This is a genomic window from Mesorhizobium sp. 113-3-3 (genome assembly GCF_016756495.1).
Classification (GTDB): domain Bacteria; phylum Pseudomonadota; class Alphaproteobacteria; order Rhizobiales; family Rhizobiaceae; genus Mesorhizobium.
Window position 1 is genome coordinate 6,830,925 of the sequence record NZ_AP023243.1, and the last position, 21,458, is coordinate 6,852,382.

Sequence of the window (21,458 nt, forward strand, 5' to 3'; positions counted from 1 at the left end):
CACGCTAGCCATGGAGTCCTCAGCAAGCCTGCTTCAGCGTCAGAAGCAATCGTTGGTTTTGACGCCGCAAATGATGGAATCCATTCGCCTGTTGCAACTGGCGCATCCCGAACTGCATCAGTTCGTCGAGCAGGAAATCGAGAAGAACCCCTTTCTGGAACGGGCCTCAAACCGGGCGCCGAAGGACATTCCGTCGATTTCGGCCGGGAACCCGCGCATCGGGCCGACCACGGGCGGAATATCGGATCGGGCCTCGCAGTGGAAATCAATCCGCGGCAAAAACAATGTCCAACCGGGGGGAAACCATGCGTTCGAAGATTCCTGGACGTCCATCGAAACATTGCACGACCATGTCGCTCGTCAGATCGCTCTCAGCGCATTCGCGCCGCTGGAGCGGCGAATAGCTGGCGAGCTTGCCGGTCATCTGGAAGACACCGGATACCTTCCGGTGAACCTTTCGGAACTGGCCCGCAGCCTGAATGTCCGGGAGGCTGTTGTGGAACGGGTTCTCGGAACCTTGCAGCAGTTCGATCCACCGGGTATTTTTGCGCGAACTCTCAGCGAATGCCTTGAGATACAATTGCGGCAGCTAGACAGGTTCGACCCGGCAATGGCAGCGCTGGTCGCCAATCTTGAAGCGCTGGCGCGACGCGATTTTCAAACATTGAAGCGCCATTGCGGTGTCGATGAAGACGACCTTCTCGAAATGTTGCACGAAATCCGCGCGCTCGATCCCAAGCCCGGAAACCGATTCCAATCCGGAGGGCCTGAATCGATCATTCCCGACGTCTTGGTCCAGCCCTCTCCCGGAGGTGGGTGGCAAATCGAACTCAATCCAGACACGCTGCCTAGGCTGCTGATGAACCAAAACTATTTTGCCCAGGTCTCCCGCCTAAGCGCTCAAAATTCGAAAGATCAGTCATTTCTCAACGAATGCCTCCAAAACGCGAACTGGCTAATCCGCAGCCTTGATCAGCGCGCCAAGACGATCCTCAAGGTAGCGGCTGAAATCATCCGCCAGCAGGACGCCTTTTTTGAACATGGGGTCGCCCACCTGCGGCCTCTCAATCTCAGGACTGTCGCGGATGCGATCAACGTGCACCAGTCGACGGTAAGCCGGGTAACGTCGAACAAGTACATGCTGACCCCGCGCGGCGTGTTCGAACTGAAGTATTTTTTCACTGTCGCGATCGGCTCCTCCGAAGGCGGCGACGCGTACTCCGCCGAAGCTGTCCGCCATCAAATCAAGGCGATGGTTGCCGTGGAATCGCCCAACGAAGTGCTTTCAGACGACGACATTGCCACCCGGCTCAAGGAAACCGGGATCGACATTGCTCGCCGCACCGTTGCGAAATATCGTGAGGCGCTGAACATCCCGTCCTCCGCGCGACGTCGCCGGGAAAAGCGCGTGCGTCTTCGATGCCAATCAAGCCCGGTCGGCGGCGGCGACGAAAGCGGCTCTTAAGCGAGCCCGTTCTTGATCCGTGCCAAGTGGCTTTCGCCTTCCTCCGGGCCAAAACAGCTTTCGAAATCGCCGCATTCCTGACAACTGGGCGCGGTGCATAGCGAAAGGCCTTCAGCCTCGCAGAGCTTACGATAGAAATACTTCTTCCATTTCATGTTTTTGGTGTTGCCGGCCGCCAGCGCCGGGAAATGCCTGGCCATTAAGCGGCTGAGTTCGGCCCGATTGAAAAGGCCAAGGTCCTGCCACAGATGGTCATTGCGCAAACTGCGCCTGGCGATGATCTTGGCGAAGAGGGGGCTCGCCGGATCGCCTGGCCTGGCATGCCCAATAAGCAAGCCGCGCAGAAGCCCTTCCTCCATATCCGGCTCGGGATCGGTCAGCTTTTCCAGCGCGAAGGCGTTGACGGGAACAGCCGGGAAATAGCGTGTCATGACATCTCGCAGGTCGGCACGCGAAAGGCCGGTTGCTTCGGTCGCGGTCGCCTTGCCGGCCTCGACCTCCTCGAACGCGAGGTAGAAAACACAGGCAAGCACATGCCGGTCGAACGCCGCCGCCTGGTCTGTCGGCGGCCATTGGCTGGTGCTGAAACAGCCACGGTGATGGGCGAATGTGGCGCCGTTCTGCTGGTCTTGTTCCCAGCTCATGCAGCAAGCTGGTCGGCCGCAAGGTGGGTCTGGCAGTTCTTCGGGCAGACGCGGCCGCAGGCGCCGCAGCCGATGCAGCGGCCGGCATGGTCGACGATCATGACCATGCGGTTGAGCTCGCCGTCGAAGTCGTCGTCCTCGCCCGCGCAGATGCCGAGGATTTCGCCTGCGTCATCGACGCCATGAAGGTGCATGACCTCGCGCGAGCAGACCTTGAAGCAGCGGCCGCAGCCGATGCAGGTCGCGCCATCGATCGCCGTCAGATAGTGCGGCGTCCAGGGAGAGCCGTCGCGGGTGACGAAAGCGCCCGTCATTGTGAATTCTCCAACGCTGCGAGTTCTTCCTTTGCCGCATCCAACTCGGCAAAAACCTCGAAGGCTTTCCAGGCGACCGCCTCGATCTCGGTCCAGTTGACCGGAAGGTCCTCGGCAAGGTCGTGCAATTCCATCTTGGCGGCTCCCGCGCGCGACTGCAGCTTGCGGACCTTCTTCTGCAACAGCGCAAGGTCTGACATGATCCCCTTCCTCGCAAGCCGGTCGTTACGCCCGCGCCATGTCGGGACGCGCTTCGATGGCCACGAGCGCATCGCCGGCGCGCCGGCCTCGGCGGGTTTCCGGAACGTCTCGAAGCCGAACCGGTGATGCCGATGGACGCTGCAGCCAGCTTATGCAATCCCGCGCGGCGAGACGCAGGTCCGTATCCTTCGAGTTCGGCATAAGAGCGGTTGAGCGCAGACGACAATCAAGATCTTGTTCCCGACGTCGACGCGGGCGGTGAGCGCATATCGTGAGGGTGTCGATTTGGCGACGCCCCTATGCCAGAGAAGGCGGATCTCGCGTGGATCCGGCGCGTTGCTTTCCTTCGCTCCATTGATCGCATCAACCAGGATCTAAATAATCGCGAGGCGGCTGCCGCCTCAGGAGGAAGCCTCAAGCGCCGTGCCGGGAACGCAGGACGCAGCTCATAAAAAGTTGTCTTCATCCCATTCATGGGTTTGCTCAAGAGCGCGGCAGGAAGACAGGCCGGCACCAGGCGTGTCGTGGATTGGACAAGCCCGACGACAGGTTGCGGCCGCCTTTTCAGGACCGGCCCGACAGGATTGCTGGGGAGGCAAGCTGAATTCACGCCGCGTTCAACCGCGTTGCACATTGGTCTCATCCCACTCCCCCTTTGTCAGTTCCAAGGCCTGCCGCTCGAACAGGCGGCGGTAGATGCCGTCGCGACGGATCAGCGCGGCATGGTCGCCCTGCTCGGTGATGCAACCACGGTCGAAGACAAGCAGCCGGTCGAGTGCCCGCACCGTCGAAAGCCGGTGCGCAATGACGAGCGTGGTGCGCCCGACCATGAGCCGCTCCATCGCCTTCTGGATCAGCACCTCCGATTCCGAGTCGAGGCTTGATGTCGCCTCGTCCAGAATCAGGATCGGGGCATCGGCGAGGAAGGCGCGCGCTATCGCCACACGCTGGCGCTCGCCGCCTGAAAGCTTAACGCCGCGCTCGCCGACCAGCGTACCGTAGCCGTTCGGCAGGCGCGCAATAAAGTCATGCGCGCTGGCGAGCCGCGCCGCCTGCTCGACATCGGACCGAGAAGCACCCGGCCGCCCATAGGCTATGTTCTCGGCCAGCGAGCGGTGGAACAGGAGGGGCTCCTGCTGTACGATCGCGATCTGGGAGCGCAGCGAGCCCTGCGTCACCCGCGAGATGTCCTGCCCATCGATCAAGATTCGTCCAGCATCCAGGTCGTAAAGCCGCTGGATGAGCTTGACGAAGGTGGTCTTGCCGGAGCCAGAGGGGCCGACCAGACCGACCCGTGCGCCGGCCTCAATCGAAATCGACAAGTCGCTGTAGAAGGGCGACCAATGATTGCCGTAGTGGAAATGGACGCTCTCAAAATCGATGTGACCCTTCGTGATCCGGATCGGCTTGGCGCCCGGAACATCGGCCACGTCGGGCGGCTGGCTGTAGGTTTGGACCAGTTCCTCCATCTCATTTACAGAGCGCTGGATGTTGCGCACGTGTATGGAAACATCACGCAAGTACCCATACAGGACGGTGAAAGACCCGAGCACCAAGGCGATGTCACCTGGGGTAGCCTGGCCGCGCGACCACAAAAATAAGGCATAGCCGATCAAAGCCGCTCTCAGCGCAAGAAGCATGATCCCCTGGAATGCAGCACTGACCGTCCCGCGCACCCAGGTCCGGAGGGTGCGGTGCCGCCACTTGGAGATAACTTTCGCCAGGCGATGATCTTCCCGCCCCTCGGCGCCGAAGCCTTTGACCACAGCGTTACAGCTGATCGCGTCCGCAAGCGAGCCGCCAAGCCTCGTATCCCAGTTGTTGGCGAGGTTTGCGGCTGGCGCCACATAGCCGAGCGACAGGACAATGATCAGCGCCACATAGCCAACCGAGCCGCAAGCGATGATCAGCCCCATCATCGGCCAATACCAGCCGAGCAGAACGCTCGACCCCACGAGCATGATGAGCGACGGGAACAAGGCAAGAAGGATCGTGTCGTTAAGGAGGCAGAACGCCCACATGCCGCGCGTGATCTTGCGCACCGTAGAGCCGGCGAAGGTTTTCGCATGCCAATCGGTCGAAAAGCGCTGGACGCGATGGAACGCGTCGCTGGCGATGTCCGACATCATCTTCAGAATGAAGTCATTGACGGCAATGAAGGCGATGTTGCGCATGACGACGGCGCCGAGTGCGAGCGCAATCAACATTGAAAAGGCCGCAAGTGCCGCATCCCACACGACGGCGTCGGCTGCCGCTCCTTGGGCGACCGCGTTTACGAGCCGTCCGGAATAGAGCGGCGTCAGAACGTCAAGGAGCGTTGCCACCAGCACCGCGATCATAATGATCGGGAGCCGGACCGGTTGCCTGCTCCAGTGGCGCATGGTGAAGGCGAAAACGTCGCGAAAGGCGGCGCCGCGTAGATCGATGTGAAAACGCCGCGTGGCTTTGTAAGAGCGCAGCAGGCCGCTCGGTCTCAAGAAACCCGAAATGGAAGGTCTGCGTGAGGACGAAAACATCGCTCGGAATGCGGGTGGCTGATCTGGAGCTGACATGTTGGTTTCTTTCCTTCGTTCCATCGATCGCGATGTCACCCGCGAGATGAATATCGGCCGCGGGCACGCGCTGCCCTACGAGGAGAGAACCGCAAAAGCCGCGCCAAAGGCTCAGAAAGAAGCTCAGAAGAATTTTCTGCATATTCTACAATGACAAACGAGATCTCAGCAGGGCAACGGGGGCGTAACAGTGGCGTGTCGCGCACTCGACAAACCCGACAGGACGCCTCGGTCGCGCGGGCATCCTTGGCGAACGGCCCGACAGGATTACTCCTCACGCGAAGCGGAATCTACGCCCGATTCAACGGCGTTCCGCGTTGAACAATTCCCGCCGATGTCGGAAATGCGACATAGCAGTGTTAGAGCCATCATGTTGTTTTGAAATGATTCCCTTCTTTGGCACGGTCCATGCGTAGCTGTTCGCGAACGCGTCCGGCCTGAAGGAGAGACAGTCCATGATCAAGCGCACCGAGAACGCCGTGACCTAAAGACCGCGCTTGCCGGGGGCCGAGCCGGCGCAACGCTGGCGCACCAAGGTCGAGGCGGGTTGCCGCGCCGGCGCCAAGAAGCGCGCAGGCCGAATGTGGCGGCGGCAACTCCTTCGGCTGACCATCATCATCATCATGACAGACCGGGCGTGCGCCTTGTGTGATTGCGCTCAGGAGAAGGATCACATCCATGAGACCTGTTTATCTGGACAACAACGCAACGACACGGGTCGATCCGGAAGTCGTTCAAGCGATGCTGCCGTTTTTTACCGACCATTTCGGCAACCCTTCGTCGAGCCACGATTTTGGCGCTTCCGCCGGGGCGGCGGTGAGAAAGACGCGCCTGCAGGTGCAAACGCTCATCGGCGCGGAGTTCGACGACGAGATCACCTTCACCTCGGGCGGGACGGAAAGCGACAACGCGGCGATCCTTTCAGCGCTCGAGGTGATGCCTGAGCGCACAGAGATCGTGACTTCCGCAGTCGAGCATTCGGCCGTGCTGACGCTTTGCGCCCACCTGGAGAAGACGCGCGCCATCAAGGTGCATAGGATCCCGGTGGATCGCCACGGCCGGCTCGACCTCGACACTTATAAGGCCGCCCTCACCCCGCGCGTGGCGATCGTCTCGATCATGTCGGCGAACAACGAGACCGGAACGATCTTCCCGGTGGTCGAGCTTGCTGAGTTGGCCAAAGAAGTCGGCGCCCTTTTCCATACCGACGCGGTGCAAGCGGTCGGCAAGCTTGCGATCGACCTGAAATCGACGGCAATCGATATGCTGTCTCTCTCCGGTCACAAATTACACGGACCGAAAGGGATCGGCGCACTTTATATAAAGCGCGGCGTGCGCTTCTGTCCGCTGATCAAGGGGGGAGGCCAGGAGGGCAACCGCCGCGCCGGCACGGAGAATACGCCAGGCATCGTCGGCCTCGGCGTGGCAGCCGATCTTGCCTTGAACTTCATGGACGACGCGAACACACGGGTAAAGGCGTTGCGCGACCGCCTGGAGAAGGAACTTCTCCAAAGCATCCCAGACGCCTTCGTCGCCGGCGATCTGCTAAAGCGGTTGCCGAATACCGCAAACATCGCCTTTGGAGATATCGAAGGTGAGGGCATACTGCATTTCCTCAATCGCGAGGGCATTGCCTGCTCCTCCGGCTCTGCTTGCGCCTGCGGCTCGCTGGAGCCGAGCCACGTCTTGGTGGCGATGAATATCCCCAATAACGCGGCACACGGTGCAATCCGTTTCTCCTTTTCGCGCAACAACGGCGAGGAGGACGTCGACCGGGTGCTCGAGGTCATGCCCGGGATCGTGAAGAAGCTGCGTGAGCTTTCCCCATCTGCCAGCCAGGCGAGAGAACTTCAATCAACTCCAGGCCTGGGCGACAAGGCAAACCCGACAACCGTTTCCGGCCCAGGAGAATGCAATGCGCAGTTGTTTCGCTGAAAGCCGCGCCATCGATGTCACCGACATCCTCGCCCGGCTGAAGAGCCTGTCGGCTGCGGAGGAGTTCTTCGCAGTCCTTGGCATCTCTTATGATCCGAGGGTGCTCAATGTCTCACGGCTGCATATCCTGAAGCGCATGGGCCAATATCTCGCTGAAGAGGATTTCGCCGGTCTTCCCGACGGGGTGATCGCCGCGCGGGCGCGTGCGACGTTGGAACGCGCCTATGAGGATTTCGCGACATCCTCGCCACTCACCCACCGGGTCTTCAAGGTGCTCAAAGAGCACGATCCCGACAAACCGGCCACTCGGGACCACACCTTTGTCCCGTTCGAGTCGATCCTGAAGCGGTTCGGGACAGAATGAACGCGACACGAGTGCGACGCGACAATGTCGAAAAGCCGACAAACTCGGTCATCACGACGGTACCGTTCGGAAGAAAACAACCCCATGTCAAAAGGAAACAGAGCAACGCAAAGCGGTTGGCACGAATGATGCTGCGAAGGAGATGAACGCCAGGGCCGCTTGCGGATTGGAGCCGAGAAAGACGCAATGCACATTGTAATCTGTATCAAGCAGGTGCCGGACTCCGCGCAGATACGTGTCCACCCGGTGACGAACACGATCATGCGCCAGGGCGTGCCGACCATCATCAACCCTTACGACCTGTTCGCCCTCGAAGAGGCACTGAGATTGCGCGACGCCCATGGCGGCGAGGTCACCGTGCTTACGATGGGTCCGCCGATGGCAGAAGATGCGCTGCGCAAGGCGCTCACCTATGGCGCCGACCGCGCGGTACTCTTGACCGACCGCTGTTTTGCCGGCTCCGACACGCTGGCGACCTCCTTCGCGCTTTCTCGGGCAATCGTGAGAATTGGCGAGACCTTCGGCGCGCCGGACATCGTCTTCGCCGGCAAGCAGACGATTGACGGCGATACCGCCCAGGTCGGGCCCGGCATCGCCAAGCGCCTCGGCCTCCTGCAGTTCACCTATGTGGCGAAGATCGACTCTATCGATGTCGATGCTCGCGAGATCACCGTCAAGCGCCGTTCGGAAGGCGGTACGCAGATGCTGAAAAGCAGGCTGCCTTGCCTCATCACAATGCTGGAAGGCACCAACGAAATCCGCAGAGGCTCGCTCGAGGACGCCATGCGCGCCGCGCGCAGCCAGATCGTGAAATGGAGCGCGGCCGAAGCTGGCATTGAGGACCTCAACAAATGCGGCCTGCGCGGCTCGCCGACGGTCGTCAAGCGCGTTTTCGCCCCAACCACGAGGGCGGAAAAGGCGACGCAGATCGACATGACCGACAAGACGCAGCACGACCTCGCTGACGAACTGATCGCCGCAATCTTTACCCGCCAGCCAGCGCTGGAACACGAACTCGCCTTCGACGGCGGCCAGTGACGGAACGGCAAGGAGAGATGATGTCGAACGCGAACCGCGAAGCTCCTCCTTCCGCCGGCCGTGCCGGCATCAAGAGGGAATTGCCTGAGCACTTTAGGGACTATCGGCACGTCTGGGTTTTCATCGAACTGGAACGCGGCGAGGTCCATCCCGTGTCCTTCGAACTGCTTGGCGAAGGCCGCAAGCTCGCCGACAAGCTAGGCATCCAGCTTGCGGGGATCGTGCTCGGACCGCCGGGCGAGGCCACGCAGCATGCCGTTGCCGAGGCCTTCGCTTACGGCGCCGAGCTTGTCTACCTGGTCGAGGCACCGCTGCTTGCCGACTATCGCAACGAGCCTTTCACCAAGGCGATGACGGATCTGGTCAATACCCACAAACCGGAGATCCTGCTTCTCGGTGCGACCACGCTCGGCAGGGATCTCGCTGGCTCAGTAGCGACGACCTTGCTGACAGGGCTCACTGCCGACTGTACCGAACTCGATGTGGTCGACGGTTCGCTCGCCGCGACCCGTCCGACTTTCGGCGGTTCCTTGCTGTGCACGATCTATACGCTGAACTACCGGCCGCAGATGGCCACCGTACGACCGAGGGTTATGGCCATGCCACCGCGGACGGACAAGCCGGTCGGGCGTGTCATCCGGCACAAGCTGTCAATGACCGAGGAAGAGATCATCACCAAAGTCCTTGGCTTCAACCTCGATCGCCAGTCGGCAAAGGCAAATCTCGCCTACGCCGACATCGTGGTTGCCGGAGGCCTCGGTCTCGGCTCAGCGGAGAATTTGCAGCTTGTGAAGAATCTAGCGCGGGCAATCGGCGCCGAATATGGCTGTTCGCGCCCGTTGGTCCAGAAGGGCTGGATGCCTGCCGATCGGCAGGTTGGCCAAACGGGCAAGACCATCCGGCCAAAGCTTTACATAGCGGCCGGGATTTCCGGCGCCATTCAGCATCGGGTTGGCGTGGAGGGGGCTGATTTGATCGTAGCCATCAACACCGACCCGAACGCCCCGATCTTCGAATTTGCCCATCTCGGCATCGTCACCGACGCAATCCGTTTCCTGCCGGCATTGACGGAAGCTTTCACCCGGCGGCTGTCGCCGCACAGCCACGACAAGCTTGCGAGCTAAGGGAGAGGGCCATGATCGAGGAAGAATTCGACGCCATCGTCGTCGGGGCCGGTATGTCCGGAAACGCGGCCGCCTACACCATGGCAAGCCAGGGCCTGACGGTGCTGCAGTTGGAGCGCGGCGAGTATCCGGGCTCCAAGAATGTCCAGGGCGCCATCATGTACGCCGACATGTTGGAGCAAATCATTCCGGATTTCCGGGATGATGCGCCTCTCGAGCGGCATCTGGTCGAGCAGCGATTCTGGGTGATGGACGACACCTCCCACACCGGGATGCAGTATCGATCGGACGATTTCAACGAGGCGAAGCCCAATCGCTACACGATCATCCGCGCCCAATTCGACAAGTGGTTTTCGCGCAAGGTGCGCCAGGCCGGCGCGACGGTGCTGTGCGAGACGACGGTGACCGAACTTGTCCGCAATGCCAGCGGCAAGGTGATCGGCGTGCGCACCGACCGGGCTGGCGGGCCGATCTACGCGGACGTCGTCGTGCTCGCAGAAGGTGTCAACGGACTGCTCGGTACACGGGCCGGCCTGCGCAAGATGCCGAAGCCAGAAAGCGTGGCGCTCGCTGTCAAGGAAATGCATTTCCTACCCGATGAGGTCATTGAGCAGCGGTTCGGCCTCCAGGGCGACGAAGGCTGCGTGATCGAAGCGGCGGGCACGATTTCCCGCAGCATGGCCGGACTGGCCTTCCTCTACACCAACAAGGAGTCGATCTCTCTCGGCATTGGCTGCCTCGTCTCCGATTTCGCCCAGACAATGGAGAGCCCTTACGTCCTCCTCGACAACTTCAAAAACCATCCTTCGATCCGGCCGCTGATCGCGGGCTCGGAAGTCAAGGAGTATTCCGCGCATCTCATTCCCGAAGGTGGCTACAAGGCAATTCCGCAGCTCTTCGGCGACGGTTGGGTGGCGGTCGGTGATGCCGCCCAACTGAACAACGCTATTCACCGCGAGGGTTCGAACCTTGCCATGACTTCCGGTCGCATCGCGGGCGAGGCAATCATTGAGATCAAGGGCCGCAACCAGCCGATGATCAGGAGGAACCTCGCCCTCTACAAGACCATGCTGGACAAGTCCTTCGTAGTCAAAGACCTGATGAAATATAAGGACATGCCGGCCCTGATACACACCAATTCCCGCAATTTCTTCATGACTTACCCGCAGTTGATGTCGCAGGCCGCGCAGAACTTCATGCGGGTCGACGGAACCCCGAAAATCGAGAAGGAAAAGGCGACCACTGCTGCCTTCATCAAGGCGCGTTCGCGCTGGGGGCTGATCAGCGATGTGGTCCGCCTGGCACTCGCCTGGCGCTGAAGGAGAAACAGGATGACGATGGCCGTGACGAAGTTACGTGTCGAGGAGAAGCTTTATCAGAACCGCTATCTGGTCGATCCGGGCCGCCCGCATATCAAAGTGCGACCGCACGAGAGGCCGAGCGCGAACCTGCTCGCGCTGACACACATCTGCCCGGCCAAATGCTATGAGTTGAACGACAAGGGACAGGTGGAGACCACTTCCGACGGCTGCATGGAATGCGGCACCTGTCGCGTGCTGTGCGAGGCCAGCGGTGAGATCGTGTGGAATTACCCGCGCGGCGGCTTCGGCGTTCTCTTCAAGTTCGGATGACTGGCGCAAAGAGCGGGAAACGAGAGGCTCGGAATGCGGTCAAGACCGCCAATATTGTTCACAATTGCCGAAAGGCTGAAAATACTATGTTTCTGGAACTCAAAATACAAAAAAGGGCCTGGGAGGAGCACCTTGGACAACCCTTGAGGTGTTTGCATGGCTCACATGCTTCCAGATCAGGTCGGTGAAATTGTATCTCGGAACACCCCGCCTGAACCTGCGGTCGAAGCGGCGCGCAATGCGGACAGCTTGCTCGGGGGAATCTACGAGATATCGAAGATTCTGACTGCCCCGACCCGGCTGGAGATTACGCTTGCCAATGTCGCGAATATCCTCTCCTCGTTTGTGCAAATGCGTCATGGCGCAATTGTCGTCCTGGACGCTGAAGGAGAGCCGCAGATTAGCGCAACTACCGGCGGCGCTGTGCCTCAGTCAGCCATCGGCAGTGTCATACCCCAGGCCGTAATAGACAAAATCGTCGCTACTGGAGTGCCGATCGTCATACAAGACACAAGCACGTCGGAGCTGTTTCAGGCCGATCCTCAATCGACCAGCGGCACGATCGCAACTGCGTTTATCGGTGTCCCGCTAAAGGCTGAGGAAAAGATCTTCGGGACGCTGTCGATCGACCGGGTCAGGAACGGTACCACCAAGTTCCGTTACGAGGAGGACTTACGTTTCCTGGCCATGGTCGCCAATCTGGTCGGCCGGACCATCCGCCTGCATCGCACTTTGAGCACGGCTGGTCAGCGACTTATCGAGAAGCAACCGAGACCAGAGCAATCGCTCGACGAGGACAGGACCCATCCGGCCCGACATCCGCATGTCAAGATCGACGGAATCATCGGAGAAAGTCCCGCACTCAAGCAAGTGCTGGAGATCGTCTCGGTCGTGGCCAGGACCAATTCCACCGTGCTTCTGCGAGGCGAAAGCGGTACCGGCAAGGAGTTCTTTGCACAGGCCATCCATAAGCTTTCGCATCGGAGGGAGAAATCCTTCGTCAAATTGAACTGCGCCGCATTGCCCGAAAGCGTCTTGGAATCGGAGCTCTTTGGCCACGAGAAGGGCGCCTTCACCGGGGCTATCCTGCAGCGCGCCGGCCGGTTCGAATTGGCGAATGGCGGAACCCTGCTGCTTGATGAAATCGGCGAGATTTCGCCTGCCTTTCAAGCCAAGCTGTTGCGCGTCTTGCAGGAAGGAGAACTTGAGCGAGTGGGCGGCACCAGGACCCTAAAGGTTGACGTGCGGCTCATATGCGCCACCAACAAGGACCTCGAGATGGCTGTCCGGAATGGAGAGTTCAGGGCCGACCTTTATTACCGCATCAATGTGGTGCCAATAGTCTTGCCTCCCCTCAGAGAGCGGCCGGGCGATATTCCACGCCTTGCCAAAGCTCTCCTCGATAGATTCAACAAGGAGAACCATCGCGATCTTGCCTTCACGCCGTCGGCGCTTGACCTGATCTCGCAATGCTATTTCCCTGGCAACGTGCGTGAGTTGGAGAATTGTGTGCGACGGACGGCCACACTTGCGCGTTCAATGACAATCACTCCGTCGGATTTCGCCTGCCAGAACAGCCAGTGCCTTTCTTCGCTTCTGTGGAAAGGAGTCGGCCGTTCGCACGGCGCCTATGCCGTCGACGAGTTCGCACGTGGCAATATGATGCCGGTTGGATCGCCGCTGCCTGCCATGCGAGTCGGCCCCTCCCAGAATGAGGCATCGCCCGGCGAGACCTGCGACCCCAACCATCCAGCTTGCCCAGCAATCAACCAGCGTCTGACGGAACGCGACCGACTGATCGATGCGATGGAGAAAGCCGGCTGGGTTCAGGCCAAGGCGGCTCGTTTCCTCGGTCTCACGCCGCGGCAGGTCGGCTATGCTCTGCGCCGGCATCATATCGAAGTGAAGAAGTTCTAAACGTCCCTGATGACATCAAACGTGGGGGCGCGGTTGCTGCCCGCACCGGGCGTAACTGAGACAAGACGTCACTTTTCGCGTTGCTTTTGACCGTTGTCGGCGACCTGACAAAACCGTGTCGCAGGAAACGGACACAATTGGACACAAAAGGCCGACGTAAAAGCCAACATGACGGATAAGACCGCTTTTGGGGTTGGCATATCTCTTGCGCTCTGAAGTGCGATGTTCACACCACGCACGGAGCCGCTCCATGTCCGCACCGATGATTTCGCTACAGGGCCTTTCCGGCACGACAGTCTTCGATCAGTCGCCGGCGAGAGCGAAATCCGGTGGCTGCGCATCTTCATCCTGCGGCTCCTCCGCGAAGCCGCACGAGATGGACTCGGTCGTCTGGGAGAAGATCAAGGATCATCCCTGCTTTTCAGAGGAAGCGCACCACTATTTCGCGCGCATGCATGTGGCGGTCGCCCCAGCCTGCAATATTCAATGCAACTACTGCAATCGCAAATATGACTGCGCCAACGAAAGCCGGCCTGGGGTCGTTTCGGAAAGGCTGACGCCCGACCAGGCGCTGCGCAAGGTGATCGGGGTTGCCAACGAAGTGCCGCAGCTTTCCGTGCTTGGCATCGCCGGACCGGGCGATGCCTGTTACGACTGGAAGAACACAAAGGCGACATTCCAACGGGTCGCCAAGGAAATCGGCGACATCAAGCTGTGCATCTCAACCAACGGGCTCGCGCTGCCAGACCGCGTCGCCGAGCTTGCCGAAATGAATGTCGATCACGTGACGATCACCATCAACATGGTCGACCCGCGGATCGGTGCCAAGATCTATCCGTGGATCTTCTATGGCAACCGCCGTTATACCGGCGTTGAGGCCGCCACGATCCTGCACGAACGACAGATGTCGGGGCTGGAGATGCTGACGGCGCGCGGCATCCTCACCAAGATCAATTCGGTAATGATCCCCGGCGTAAACGATGAGCACCTGATCGAGGTGAATAAATGGGTCAAGGAGCGCGGCGCGTTCCTGCACAATGTCATGCCGCTGATTTCCGACCCGGCGCACGGTACGCATTACGGCCTGAGTGGGCAGCGCGGCCCCAAGGCAATGGAGCTGAAGGCCCTTCAGGATCGTCTCGAAGGCGGCGCCAAGTTGATGCGCCACTGCCGGCAGTGCCGGGCCGATGCTGTCGGCCTGCTCGGCGAGGATCGTGGCCAGGAATTCACGCTCGACCGGCTTCCCGACAAGGTCACGTACGACGCCAGCAAGCGCGAGACATATCGGGCAGTGGTCGCGCGCGAGCGGGGCGATCGCCTGGCGGCCAAGAGCGAGGCGCTCGGGATGGTCAAGACCGCAGGCTCCGGCAAATCGCTTCTGGTAGCGGTGGCGACCAAGGGTGGCGGCCGCATCAACGAGCATTTCGGCCATGCGAAGGAATTCCAGGTTTATGAGGCCTCTCCGAAAGGGATCAGTTTCGTCGGTCATCGCAAGGTCGAACAGTATTGCCTCGGCGGCCGGGCCGAGGACAAGAGCCTCGACGGCGTCATCTCTACGCTCGAAGGCGTAGACATCGTGCTGTGCGCGAGAATTGGAAATTGCCCCGAGGATCGTCTCAAGGAAGGTGGGATCCGAGCAACGGAGGCTTACGGGTATGACTACATCGAGACCGCGATCGGCGCGCTTTACGCCGCCGAGTTTGGGAGTGAGCCACTGGCTGCGACGGCCTGAGCCGCCTCATTCTAACCGAACCGGAGTTGAAAATGGCCTTTAAGATCATCGCTTCCCAATGCACCCAGTGCGGTGCCTGTGAGTTTGAATGCCCTTCGGGCGCGATTAAGTTCAAGGGCGAGACCTACGTGATCGATCCGAAAAAGTGCACCGAATGCGAGGGGACCTTCGAAACGCAGCAATGCGCCTCGGTATGTCCGGTGTCGAAGACTTGCGTCCCTGCCTGACCTCCATTTCGGCTACTGACACGGTCGAGGCGCCTCCGCAGGACCATCGACCTCCTGTTGGAAAGCTGCAGCCGAGAGAAAGGAACGGCCATGAGCCTCGGACGCGAACAGGACATCGAAATCCGTACACCCCCGCGATTCATGCCGGGTGAGCGGGTCCGCGCCACACGCCACATAAAAAATGACGGCACCTATCCGGGCAAGGAGATCGGTGAAAATCTGGTGCGCAAAGGCGACGAGGGCTATGTGCGCGACATCGGCACCTTTCTCCAGCAGTTCTACATCTATGCGGTCGAATGGGTCGATCGCGGCACCGTCGTCGGCATGCGTGCGCGTGAACTCATGAGCCTTGAGACGGCCCGGACTCCTTCCAGTGCCGAAATCGGTGCTGGGTTTGACGAAGGAACGGCCCGATGAGGGTAATGATCCGCAGGACCCGTGCTGGCTTGTCGGCATATATTCCCAAAAAGGATCTCGAAGAGCCGATCATCAAGGTCGACAACGAACACTTATGGGGTGGCGCCGTGACGCTGAAGAACGGCTGGCGGCTAGTCCTGCCCGACCTTCCGCGCGATACGCCTTTGCCGATTACCGTGGAAGCAAGGAAGATTTCCGACGAGGACTGACCTTCGGGTTGACACAAAGAGAGCGGCAAAGGGATACGAGCATGAACACAATGACCTCGGGCCATCTCGTCGTCATTCGGGACAGTTTTGCCGAAAGGCAGCTTGACCTTTTGAAGAAAGGGCTCGCGGCCGATCAGGTCATTCCCTATCTCGGCCCGGGTCTGCTTGAGATCCGCTCCGCGGGACCGCCCGTACCGCATACCCCCGAAGCCGTTGCCGCAGCGCTCAACAAGCGCGCGCCAGCCCCTTCGAAGATTCGCACCAACATGTGGTCGGTAGCGCAGTATATCGAACAGCGCCGGCACCGCCGGACGCTTCAAGTTTGGATGGCCGAAATATTCGCGGCCCCGGTGGTGCCGACCATCTTGCATGCCTGGCTTGCAACGCTGCCGCTCTCCGTGATCGTCGACAGCTGGTACGACGGTGCCATGCGCGCGGCTCTAATACAGACCCGCCGAACGGACGTCGTCGAAATACAGGGCGTAACACGGGCGCACGAGATCGGTGACATTTGGACGAAAGCCTACGATTTGTCCGGGATATTACTCGAATCCGCACCAGCGGCGAAGACGGTTCTCTACGCCCCTCACGGCGGTGCCAGGCCGGCCGCAAACTTCCTCGTCGCAGATTCCGACTACGTTGAAGTGCTGAGCGAAATCGACATCCAGACGCCGATCCCTGACCTGGTGAAGGAACGGCGAGCTAGTCGTGGTGTTTTCTTCATCGGCTGCCGCTTCAACGATCAGATGCTGCGCACCTATGCCCGGCAGATCATGAAGCGCTCCAATGGCCCACATTTTGCGGCAATCGATACAGCGACGCTGACCAAGAACGAGCGTCGTTTCCTTGCGGCAAGCGCAATCACGGTCATTGACATGCCGACGGGTCAGGCCGCAGCCCGTCTCGTCGGACTGGGCGAGACATTGCATGAAGCCAAACGGGGTATCGTTTGAGCCATTCTCAGACACCTCAACATTGCCGAAAAGGTAAAACGGGCAATTGACTTCCGGGTTTTTCAACAACTCCGAGAGGCACTCTGAAAAGCTACGACGGTTATTGCATTCGAGGCTGCAGCGGATATGGCATTCGATGCTGCGGATGAACACAGCGGCGACGGGCTCGAACCAGCCGAGCAGAGCATAGTCTGGCGCCAGGGTTGTCGCGGCGAGCGGTCGCAGCTGATCGGCTTCACTTGGCGGTAAAAGCTGTGGCACGGCGCGATGACCAGGGCCGGTTGGGGTCGATGCCAATCGAGCTAAGGCCAAGCGTGCTCACCGCATAGGCGGTCACCTGCCACTGCCATATAGGCGGTCACCTGCCACTGCCATCCCAGAGCGTCAGGATGATCGCGTTGCGCGACAGCTTGGCGCGCCGCAGACGCGAGCGATTGGTTCAGGGCAGCCCGCTTCGCCATCAACGAGACCCGCTGCTGCATGAGTTGTAACGCCCGCACCACGGCGCCGCGAATCCGCGCTTGTGGCGCCATGACCTTGAGGCGAGTGAGTTCGGCGCTAACAACGCAGACTGAACCAATCCGATCAGCCCGGCCCATGCCGGAGAGCACGGCGACCAATGCCGCCAGCTCCACCACGCAGGGGGACACGATCCCGCCTGCGGCTAAGCGCGAGTTGAAAAGCATACGTCGACGCCCGCCATTTCCGCATGCACCGCCTTGGATAAGGCCTGCCTCGAGGCATGATGCGGGCCTGGTTGGCTTTCCTGTCGATGCCAGCTTCGTAAGCAGCGGCTCCCGCGAGGTCGAGCAGTTCTAACTGGCGGCTTGAGTTGACGGCGCTCACGCACAGCCGTTCCAGGTGCGGCCAGTTATGCGGCCTTCCCCTTCCCATTTGGCTTGGGCAAGCTTCTGGGTGATCCTCTGCATCGCCGGTCGCAGAGAGGTCCGGTCTGCAAAGTCAGCACAGGCCACTATTGCGGCCGCCTCGAGATGTATGCGTCCCTCTCATCTGTTTGGCCGGACTGGGCGAGCTTGCACCCGGTCGGACATGCAGTCCAACCTGGATGCGCGCTTCCACATCAAGCCGCATGAAGGCGAAGAAAATCCTCATACGTCGCTTGCAACCCGGCACCAAGGGACGTTTTGGCTTTCCAGCCAAGGTTACGCAAGCGCGTTACGTCCAGTAGCTTGCGCGGAGTACCGTCTGGCTTCGTCGTGTCGAACACCAAATTGCCCTCCCAGCAGACCGCCGCCTTGACGAGTTCCGCCACCTCGCGAATTGTGACGTCCTCACCAACGCCAACATTAATCAGGGGCGCAGTGTCGGGGGCTGTCAAGGCGTCAAAATCCGAATCTGGCAGGCCAAGCAGGAACGCAATGGCATCGCCTACATCCGACGAATACATAAACTCTCGCCGAGGATTTCCGGATCCCCAGACCCCCACAGAGGAGTCGCCGTTCATTTTAGCTTGATGAAAGCGGCGTATCAGAGCAGGCAGAACGTGACAATTTTCGGGGTGATAATTATCGCCGGGACCATATAAATTGGTCGGCATCAACGCGAGATAGCGCGCCTTGTACTGCCGGTTGAAAGACCAGCACGATTCGACACCTGCGATTTTTGCCAAAGCGTAGGGACGATTCGTCGCTTCAAGCGGACCGGTGAGAAGGTATTCCTCCCGTATCGGCTGCGGACAGTCGCGTGGATAGATACACGAGGAGCCAAGAAAAATCATCCGTTCGACGCCGGAAGCGTAAGCGGCATCAAAAACACTGACTTGAATCGCGAGGTTGTTATGAAGGAAATCGACAGGGGAGCTGGCGTTCGCCAGTATACCACCAACCTTCGCGGCGCACATAACGACGTAATCTGGCCGCTGCGACATGAAGAACCTGCGCGTCTCGCTCCGGTCAAATAGATCCAGTTCGTCGTGAGTACGTGTTATTATCTCATAGGATCCTAACGCCTCGAGGGCTCTCATCGTGGCCGATCCAACAAGGCCGCGATGGCCTGCCACATAGACTTTCTTCATCTTTTTGTTTTCCATTGTTAACGCTCTGGGCGCTCCTTAAGAAGGCCACCATAGCACTGACAACAACCCCGCATGGCGCCGCCGTTGTCAGCATAACTCTCGTGGACTGTGTGAATAATAACCCTGATTCATCAGCACTGCTTCACGCTCCGCCATGCGCAAATCTTCCCGAACCATCTCCCTAACCAATTCGATGAAGGAGATTTTGGGCTCCCACCCAAGTTTTTCTTTCGCCTTGCGGGCATCGCCGAGAAGTGTCTCGACTTCTGCAGGACGAAAATAGCGGGGATCTACTTTTACGATCAGAGCTCCCGTCTTTGCATCGTACCCCTCTTCGTCGACCCCTTCCCCCACCCAACGAACATCGATGCCGAGTTCAGCGGCCGCGACGGTGACGAATTCGCGCACCGAATGTTGCTCACCGCTAGCGATCACAAAGTCTTCAGGTTGCTGCTGCTGCAGCATCAACCACTGCATCTGGACGTAGTCTCGAGCGTGCCCCCAATCGCGACGCGCATTAAGGTTGCCGAGGAATAGAGTGCGTTGCATTCCAAGCTTAATCCGAGTCAAGGCGCGCGTGATTTTGCGAGTTACAAATGTTTCTCCGCGCGTAGGTGACTCATGATTAAATAAAATGCCGTTACATGCATACAAATTGTAAGATTCTCGATAATTTACGGTGATCCAGTGAGCATACAATTTGGCAACAGCGTAGGGGGACCGGGGGTAGAACGGTGTCGTCTCGGTCTGTGGCGTTTCCCGCACCAGCCCGTAGAGCTCAGACGTCGAGGCTTGGTAGTAGCGCGTATGCTTGACGAGCCCCAGGATCCGAATTGCCTCGAGGATACGCAGCGCACCCAAGGCATCGGAGTTCGCGGTGTATTCTGGTTCTTCAAAGGAGACTGCAACGTGGCTCTGAGCTGCCAAATTGTAAATTTCGTCCGGCTGAACCAGTTGGATGACGCGCGTAAGGCTCGACGAGTCTGTCAAGTCCCCGTGGTGAAGTGTAAGATCAACGCCACTTTCATGAGGGTCATGATAGAGATGGTCTATACGGCCCGTATTAAAAAGAGACGATCGTCTCTTTATCCCATGCACAGAATAGCCCTTTTCTAAAAGCAATTCTGCGAGGTAGGAACCGTCTTGTCCCGTAACCCCGGTGATTAAAGCTACTTTTCTCTTTGACAAGCTTGAATCCTTTTGATTTTGACGCGCCCATGAAAACGCTCGCCTGCGGCGGGATTGCGTGGCGAGAAAGGGGCGTATTGGGCAGGCGAACGGGGGCCTCTGCGCGAAGGCAAGGGAGAGTTCGATCGGGATGCCAGCCTTTCATGGAGCCGGGGAACGTTCGAAAGTGTTGTCGATCAAGATCAAACGACGCGGGTCATTCAAATCGAATTCGACAATTCGTGGCACGAAGAGGCGGGCGTAGCGGGTGAAGGCGCTAGTCGGAGGAAAGCGAATAACAGTGTCGCATCGACCGAGGAGATACATCTCAACGAGCGCGGAAAACCCCCCGTCGGTGCCCAGTGCTGCACTGTGTAAGGGGCCGGCCTGATCCGCCTGGAAGCGTTTTGGGACGGTGAAAAGTTCGGGAAATACGCCCGACAGGTGATCAACAACCTTGGCGCTGTCTGTACACAAGAACACCCTTACAGGTCTTGAATGCGGTTGCGCCTTGGCCATACGAATGGCAGTGCATACCTGCTCTAAGGCAACCGTCGGATCAGCCCAGTAAGGTGCGTGATCCATAATATCTTCGCCGTTGCCGTGGCGGACATGGACTCCAATTATGCTGTGCCCGTCAAAATGTTCCTGGTAGAGCGCTTCAATGCGATCCTCAATTTCGACCCTCGGTGTGATGCTCCTAAATATGGTTCGCTCGGCCTTTTCATCGCAGCGCCACATCAAGCAAGCATCACACACTACCGTGTTGGCTTCACAATCATCTTGGGCCTGGAAAAGATCGTTAAGCTCGTCACGTTCTTGGAAAATCTGTTCATCCGGACGGTACACGCAGTCGATGGATGGCTTGTTCCACCACGACGGGAAGAAGGGACCAGGGAATGAGACGTGGTTGATCTGGTCATCGCAAATGACCCGTACACCACCGATATCCTCAATTGGCTTGAAGAAAGCTGGAAAGGCATTCGCAAACGGGTTGTCAAGGTAACAAGAGCCGCGCCAATCTATTGCTAAAGCTCGTCCCGTCCGATGTGCGTAGTCCCAAGCCGACGCGAGAGACCACAGGCAATCACCGAGACCCGTGCGCCGTCGAGAAACAACGAACCGATCGTTCCTTGAGCGATCAACAAGCATCTAAATTGCCTCTCTCCAGAACACCACAAGCCTCAGCTTTGCTGCTGCGTTTGAGGCAAGCGCCTGCGCAATTCGGGGAAGATTGTCGTGCTGTGCCAATGCGATGTAGCTTGCGTCTGTCGCGGAAGTGCCTGGCCGCGATGGACGCGCGCCTGGGCTGGTCTTCCGCGCAGACCAGAAAATGCTCTTCGGAGCCAACGCAAACATCAACCACTTTCCTTAAGGCTGCTACATTCTTGAATTCTTTCTATGCATCGTGCCGTAACATCGGTAAAATCGTCTGTTTCGATGAAACGCATCCACGCCATGGATGGCTAGTGACATGGGTTCCAGAGCGTTGGCTGTGAACCCTCTCGCTGTGCTCGACGCACCGCTAACCCC

22 protein-coding genes are annotated in these 21,458 nt (G+C 59.2%); 14 read left to right on the forward strand and 8 right to left on the reverse strand.

From position 1 onward, the window contains the following. Positions 1–10: 10 nt before the first annotated feature. Entirely contained in the window at positions 11–1,465 is a 1,455-nt protein-coding gene (gene rpoN, locus JG746_RS32830) for an RNA polymerase factor sigma-54 (protein ID WP_096453603.1), read from the forward strand. Here the strand turns inward: rpoN and JG746_RS32835 are convergent. The 4 genes from JG746_RS32835 to JG746_RS32850 all read right to left on the reverse strand — a co-directional run bounded on the left by JG746_RS32835 (position 1,462) and on the right by JG746_RS32850 (position 5,140). Then, entirely contained in the window at positions 1,462–2,109 is a 648-nt protein-coding gene (locus tag JG746_RS32835; protein WP_202324397.1) for a nitrogen fixation protein NifQ, read from the reverse strand. The genes rpoN and JG746_RS32835 overlap by 4 nt on opposite strands. Beyond that, the gene (fdxB, locus tag JG746_RS32840) at positions 2,106–2,423 is read right to left on the reverse strand and encodes a ferredoxin III, nif-specific (RefSeq protein WP_096453599.1); all 318 of its coding nucleotides are present in this window, start codon (positions 2,421–2,423) and stop codon (positions 2,106–2,108) included. The genes JG746_RS32835 and fdxB overlap by 4 nt, the downstream gene beginning before the upstream one ends. Continuing rightward, a complete protein-coding gene (locus tag JG746_RS32845) occupies positions 2,420–2,623 on the reverse strand; it encodes a CCE_0567 family metalloprotein (protein WP_027033180.1) in 204 nt (67 codons plus the stop codon). The genes fdxB and JG746_RS32845 overlap by 4 nt, the downstream gene beginning before the upstream one ends. A gap of 618 nt (positions 2,624–3,241) precedes the next feature. Continuing rightward, the gene (locus JG746_RS32850) at positions 3,242–5,140 is read right to left on the reverse strand and encodes an ABC transporter ATP-binding protein (protein WP_244730954.1); all 1,899 of its coding nucleotides are present in this window, start codon (positions 5,138–5,140) and stop codon (positions 3,242–3,244) included. A 34-nt stretch (positions 5,141–5,174) separates the two neighbouring features. Between JG746_RS32850 and JG746_RS32855 the strand changes: the two genes are divergently transcribed. The 13 genes from JG746_RS32855 (at position 5,175) to JG746_RS32915 (ending at position 16,723) form a co-directional block, all read left to right on the forward strand. Then, on the forward strand, positions 5,175–5,330 hold the full coding sequence (locus JG746_RS32855) for a hypothetical protein (RefSeq protein ID WP_171903241.1): 156 nt from the start codon (positions 5,175–5,177) through the stop codon (positions 5,328–5,330). Positions 5,331–5,854: 524 nt separating this feature from the next. Beyond that, on the forward strand, positions 5,855–7,111 hold the full coding sequence (nifS, locus tag JG746_RS32860; RefSeq protein WP_199201488.1) for a cysteine desulfurase NifS: 1,257 nt from the start codon (positions 5,855–5,857) through the stop codon (positions 7,109–7,111). Continuing rightward, entirely contained in the window at positions 7,092–7,475 is a 384-nt protein-coding gene (nifW, locus tag JG746_RS32865) for a nitrogenase stabilizing/protective protein NifW (RefSeq protein ID WP_199201487.1), read from the forward strand. Before nifS ends, nifW begins: the two co-directional genes overlap by 20 nt. A gap of 186 nt (positions 7,476–7,661) precedes the next feature. Further along, positions 7,662–8,513 carry an electron transfer flavoprotein subunit beta/FixA family protein gene (locus tag JG746_RS32870; RefSeq protein WP_202324399.1) on the forward strand — a complete coding sequence of 284 codons (852 nt, stop codon included), beginning with the start codon at positions 7,662–7,664 and terminating at the stop codon, positions 8,511–8,513. Between the two features lie 20 nt (positions 8,514–8,533). Continuing rightward, positions 8,534–9,637 (forward strand): electron transfer flavoprotein subunit alpha/FixB family protein, encoded by a 1,104-nt coding sequence (locus JG746_RS32875; RefSeq protein ID WP_202324402.1) that lies wholly within the window; start codon positions 8,534–8,536, stop codon positions 9,635–9,637. An 11-nt stretch (positions 9,638–9,648) separates the two neighbouring features. After that, on the forward strand, positions 9,649–10,956 hold the full coding sequence (locus JG746_RS32880) for an FAD-dependent oxidoreductase (protein WP_027056558.1): 1,308 nt from the start codon (positions 9,649–9,651) through the stop codon (positions 10,954–10,956). Positions 10,957–10,968: 12 nt separating this feature from the next. Next, a complete protein-coding gene (locus tag JG746_RS32885) occupies positions 10,969–11,268 on the forward strand; it encodes a ferredoxin family protein (RefSeq protein ID WP_006333856.1) in 300 nt (99 codons plus the stop codon). A 156-nt stretch (positions 11,269–11,424) separates the two neighbouring features. Next, entirely contained in the window at positions 11,425–13,185 is a 1,761-nt protein-coding gene (nifA, locus tag JG746_RS32890) for a nif-specific transcriptional activator NifA (protein ID WP_044548983.1), read from the forward strand. Positions 13,186–13,435: 250 nt separating this feature from the next. Next, positions 13,436–14,917, forward strand: a complete 1,482-nt coding sequence (gene nifB / locus JG746_RS32895; protein WP_202324405.1) for a nitrogenase cofactor biosynthesis protein NifB — start codon at positions 13,436–13,438, stop codon at positions 14,915–14,917. Positions 14,918–14,949: 32 nt separating this feature from the next. Continuing rightward, positions 14,950–15,144, forward strand: coding sequence for a 4Fe-4S binding protein (locus tag JG746_RS32900; RefSeq protein WP_010913566.1), 195 nt, complete (start codon positions 14,950–14,952; stop codon positions 15,142–15,144). A gap of 90 nt (positions 15,145–15,234) precedes the next feature. After that, complete coding sequence (locus tag JG746_RS32905) at positions 15,235–15,561, forward strand: nitrogen fixation protein NifZ (protein WP_096453587.1); 327 nt, start codon at positions 15,235–15,237, stop codon at positions 15,559–15,561. Then, the gene (gene nifT, locus JG746_RS32910) at positions 15,558–15,770 is read left to right on the forward strand and encodes a putative nitrogen fixation protein NifT (RefSeq protein ID WP_010913564.1); all 213 of its coding nucleotides are present in this window, start codon (positions 15,558–15,560) and stop codon (positions 15,768–15,770) included. The genes JG746_RS32905 and nifT overlap by 4 nt, the downstream gene beginning before the upstream one ends. Before the next feature lie 41 nt (positions 15,771–15,811). Then, positions 15,812–16,723, forward strand: a complete 912-nt coding sequence (locus tag JG746_RS32915) for an SIR2 family NAD-dependent protein deacylase (RefSeq protein WP_202324408.1) — start codon at positions 15,812–15,814, stop codon at positions 16,721–16,723. 302 nt (positions 16,724–17,025) lie between these two features. On the opposite strand, the gene JG746_RS32920 is transcribed toward JG746_RS32915, so the two are convergent. The 4 genes from JG746_RS32920 to JG746_RS32935 all read right to left on the reverse strand — a co-directional run bounded on the left by JG746_RS32920 (position 17,026) and on the right by JG746_RS32935 (position 21,077). After that, positions 17,026–17,409, reverse strand: coding sequence for a hypothetical protein (locus JG746_RS32920; RefSeq protein WP_069091040.1), 384 nt, complete (start codon positions 17,407–17,409; stop codon positions 17,026–17,028). A gap of 395 nt (positions 17,410–17,804) precedes the next feature. Further along, complete coding sequence (locus JG746_RS32925; protein ID WP_027033168.1) at positions 17,805–18,773, reverse strand: GDP-L-fucose synthase family protein; 969 nt, start codon at positions 18,771–18,773, stop codon at positions 17,805–17,807. A gap of 72 nt (positions 18,774–18,845) precedes the next feature. Continuing rightward, positions 18,846–19,946 (reverse strand): GDP-mannose 4,6-dehydratase, encoded by a 1,101-nt coding sequence (gene gmd / locus JG746_RS32930; protein WP_202324410.1) that lies wholly within the window; start codon positions 19,944–19,946, stop codon positions 18,846–18,848. Between the two features lie 141 nt (positions 19,947–20,087). Next, complete coding sequence (locus JG746_RS32935) at positions 20,088–21,077, reverse strand: nodulation protein NodZ (RefSeq protein ID WP_202308797.1); 990 nt, start codon at positions 21,075–21,077, stop codon at positions 20,088–20,090. Positions 21,078–21,458: the final 381 nt, after the last annotated feature.

Excerpts from the sequence above, each read along its gene's own strand:
- rpoN (WP_096453603.1), top strand. The coding sequence starts at position 11 with ATGGAGTCCTCAGCAAGCCTGCTTCAGCGTCAGAAGCAATCGTTGGTT.
- JG746_RS32835 (WP_202324397.1), bottom strand. The coding sequence starts at position 2,109 with ATGAGCTGGGAACAAGACCAGCAGAACGGCGCCACATTCGCCCATCAC.
- fdxB (WP_096453599.1), bottom strand. The coding sequence starts at position 2,423 with ATGACGGGCGCTTTCGTCACCCGCGACGGCTCTCCCTGGACGCCGCAC.
- JG746_RS32845 (WP_027033180.1), bottom strand. The coding sequence starts at position 2,623 with ATGTCAGACCTTGCGCTGTTGCAGAAGAAGGTCCGCAAGCTGCAGTCG.
- JG746_RS32850 (WP_244730954.1), bottom strand. The coding sequence starts at position 5,140 with ATGTTTTCGTCCTCACGCAGACCTTCCATTTCGGGTTTCTTGAGACCG.
- JG746_RS32855 (WP_171903241.1), top strand. The coding sequence starts at position 5,175 with ATGTTGGTTTCTTTCCTTCGTTCCATCGATCGCGATGTCACCCGCGAG.
- nifS (WP_199201488.1), top strand. The coding sequence starts at position 5,855 with ATGAGACCTGTTTATCTGGACAACAACGCAACGACACGGGTCGATCCG.
- nifW (WP_199201487.1), top strand. The coding sequence starts at position 7,092 with ATGCGCAGTTGTTTCGCTGAAAGCCGCGCCATCGATGTCACCGACATC.
- JG746_RS32870 (WP_202324399.1), top strand. The coding sequence starts at position 7,662 with ATGCACATTGTAATCTGTATCAAGCAGGTGCCGGACTCCGCGCAGATA.
- JG746_RS32875 (WP_202324402.1), top strand. The coding sequence starts at position 8,534 with ATGTCGAACGCGAACCGCGAAGCTCCTCCTTCCGCCGGCCGTGCCGGC.
- JG746_RS32880 (WP_027056558.1), top strand. The coding sequence starts at position 9,649 with ATGATCGAGGAAGAATTCGACGCCATCGTCGTCGGGGCCGGTATGTCC.
- JG746_RS32885 (WP_006333856.1), top strand. The coding sequence starts at position 10,969 with ATGACGATGGCCGTGACGAAGTTACGTGTCGAGGAGAAGCTTTATCAG.
- nifA (WP_044548983.1), top strand. The coding sequence starts at position 11,425 with ATGGCTCACATGCTTCCAGATCAGGTCGGTGAAATTGTATCTCGGAAC.
- nifB (WP_202324405.1), top strand. The coding sequence starts at position 13,436 with ATGTCCGCACCGATGATTTCGCTACAGGGCCTTTCCGGCACGACAGTC.
- JG746_RS32900 (WP_010913566.1), top strand. The coding sequence starts at position 14,950 with ATGGCCTTTAAGATCATCGCTTCCCAATGCACCCAGTGCGGTGCCTGT.
- JG746_RS32905 (WP_096453587.1), top strand. The coding sequence starts at position 15,235 with ATGAGCCTCGGACGCGAACAGGACATCGAAATCCGTACACCCCCGCGA.
- nifT (WP_010913564.1), top strand. The coding sequence starts at position 15,558 with ATGAGGGTAATGATCCGCAGGACCCGTGCTGGCTTGTCGGCATATATT.
- JG746_RS32915 (WP_202324408.1), top strand. The coding sequence starts at position 15,812 with ATGAACACAATGACCTCGGGCCATCTCGTCGTCATTCGGGACAGTTTT.
- JG746_RS32920 (WP_069091040.1), bottom strand. The coding sequence starts at position 17,409 with ATGCTTTTCAACTCGCGCTTAGCCGCAGGCGGGATCGTGTCCCCCTGC.
- JG746_RS32925 (WP_027033168.1), bottom strand. The coding sequence starts at position 18,773 with ATGGAAAACAAAAAGATGAAGAAAGTCTATGTGGCAGGCCATCGCGGC.
- JG746_RS32935 (WP_202308797.1), bottom strand. The coding sequence starts at position 21,077 with ATGCTTGTTGATCGCTCAAGGAACGATCGGTTCGTTGTTTCTCGACGG.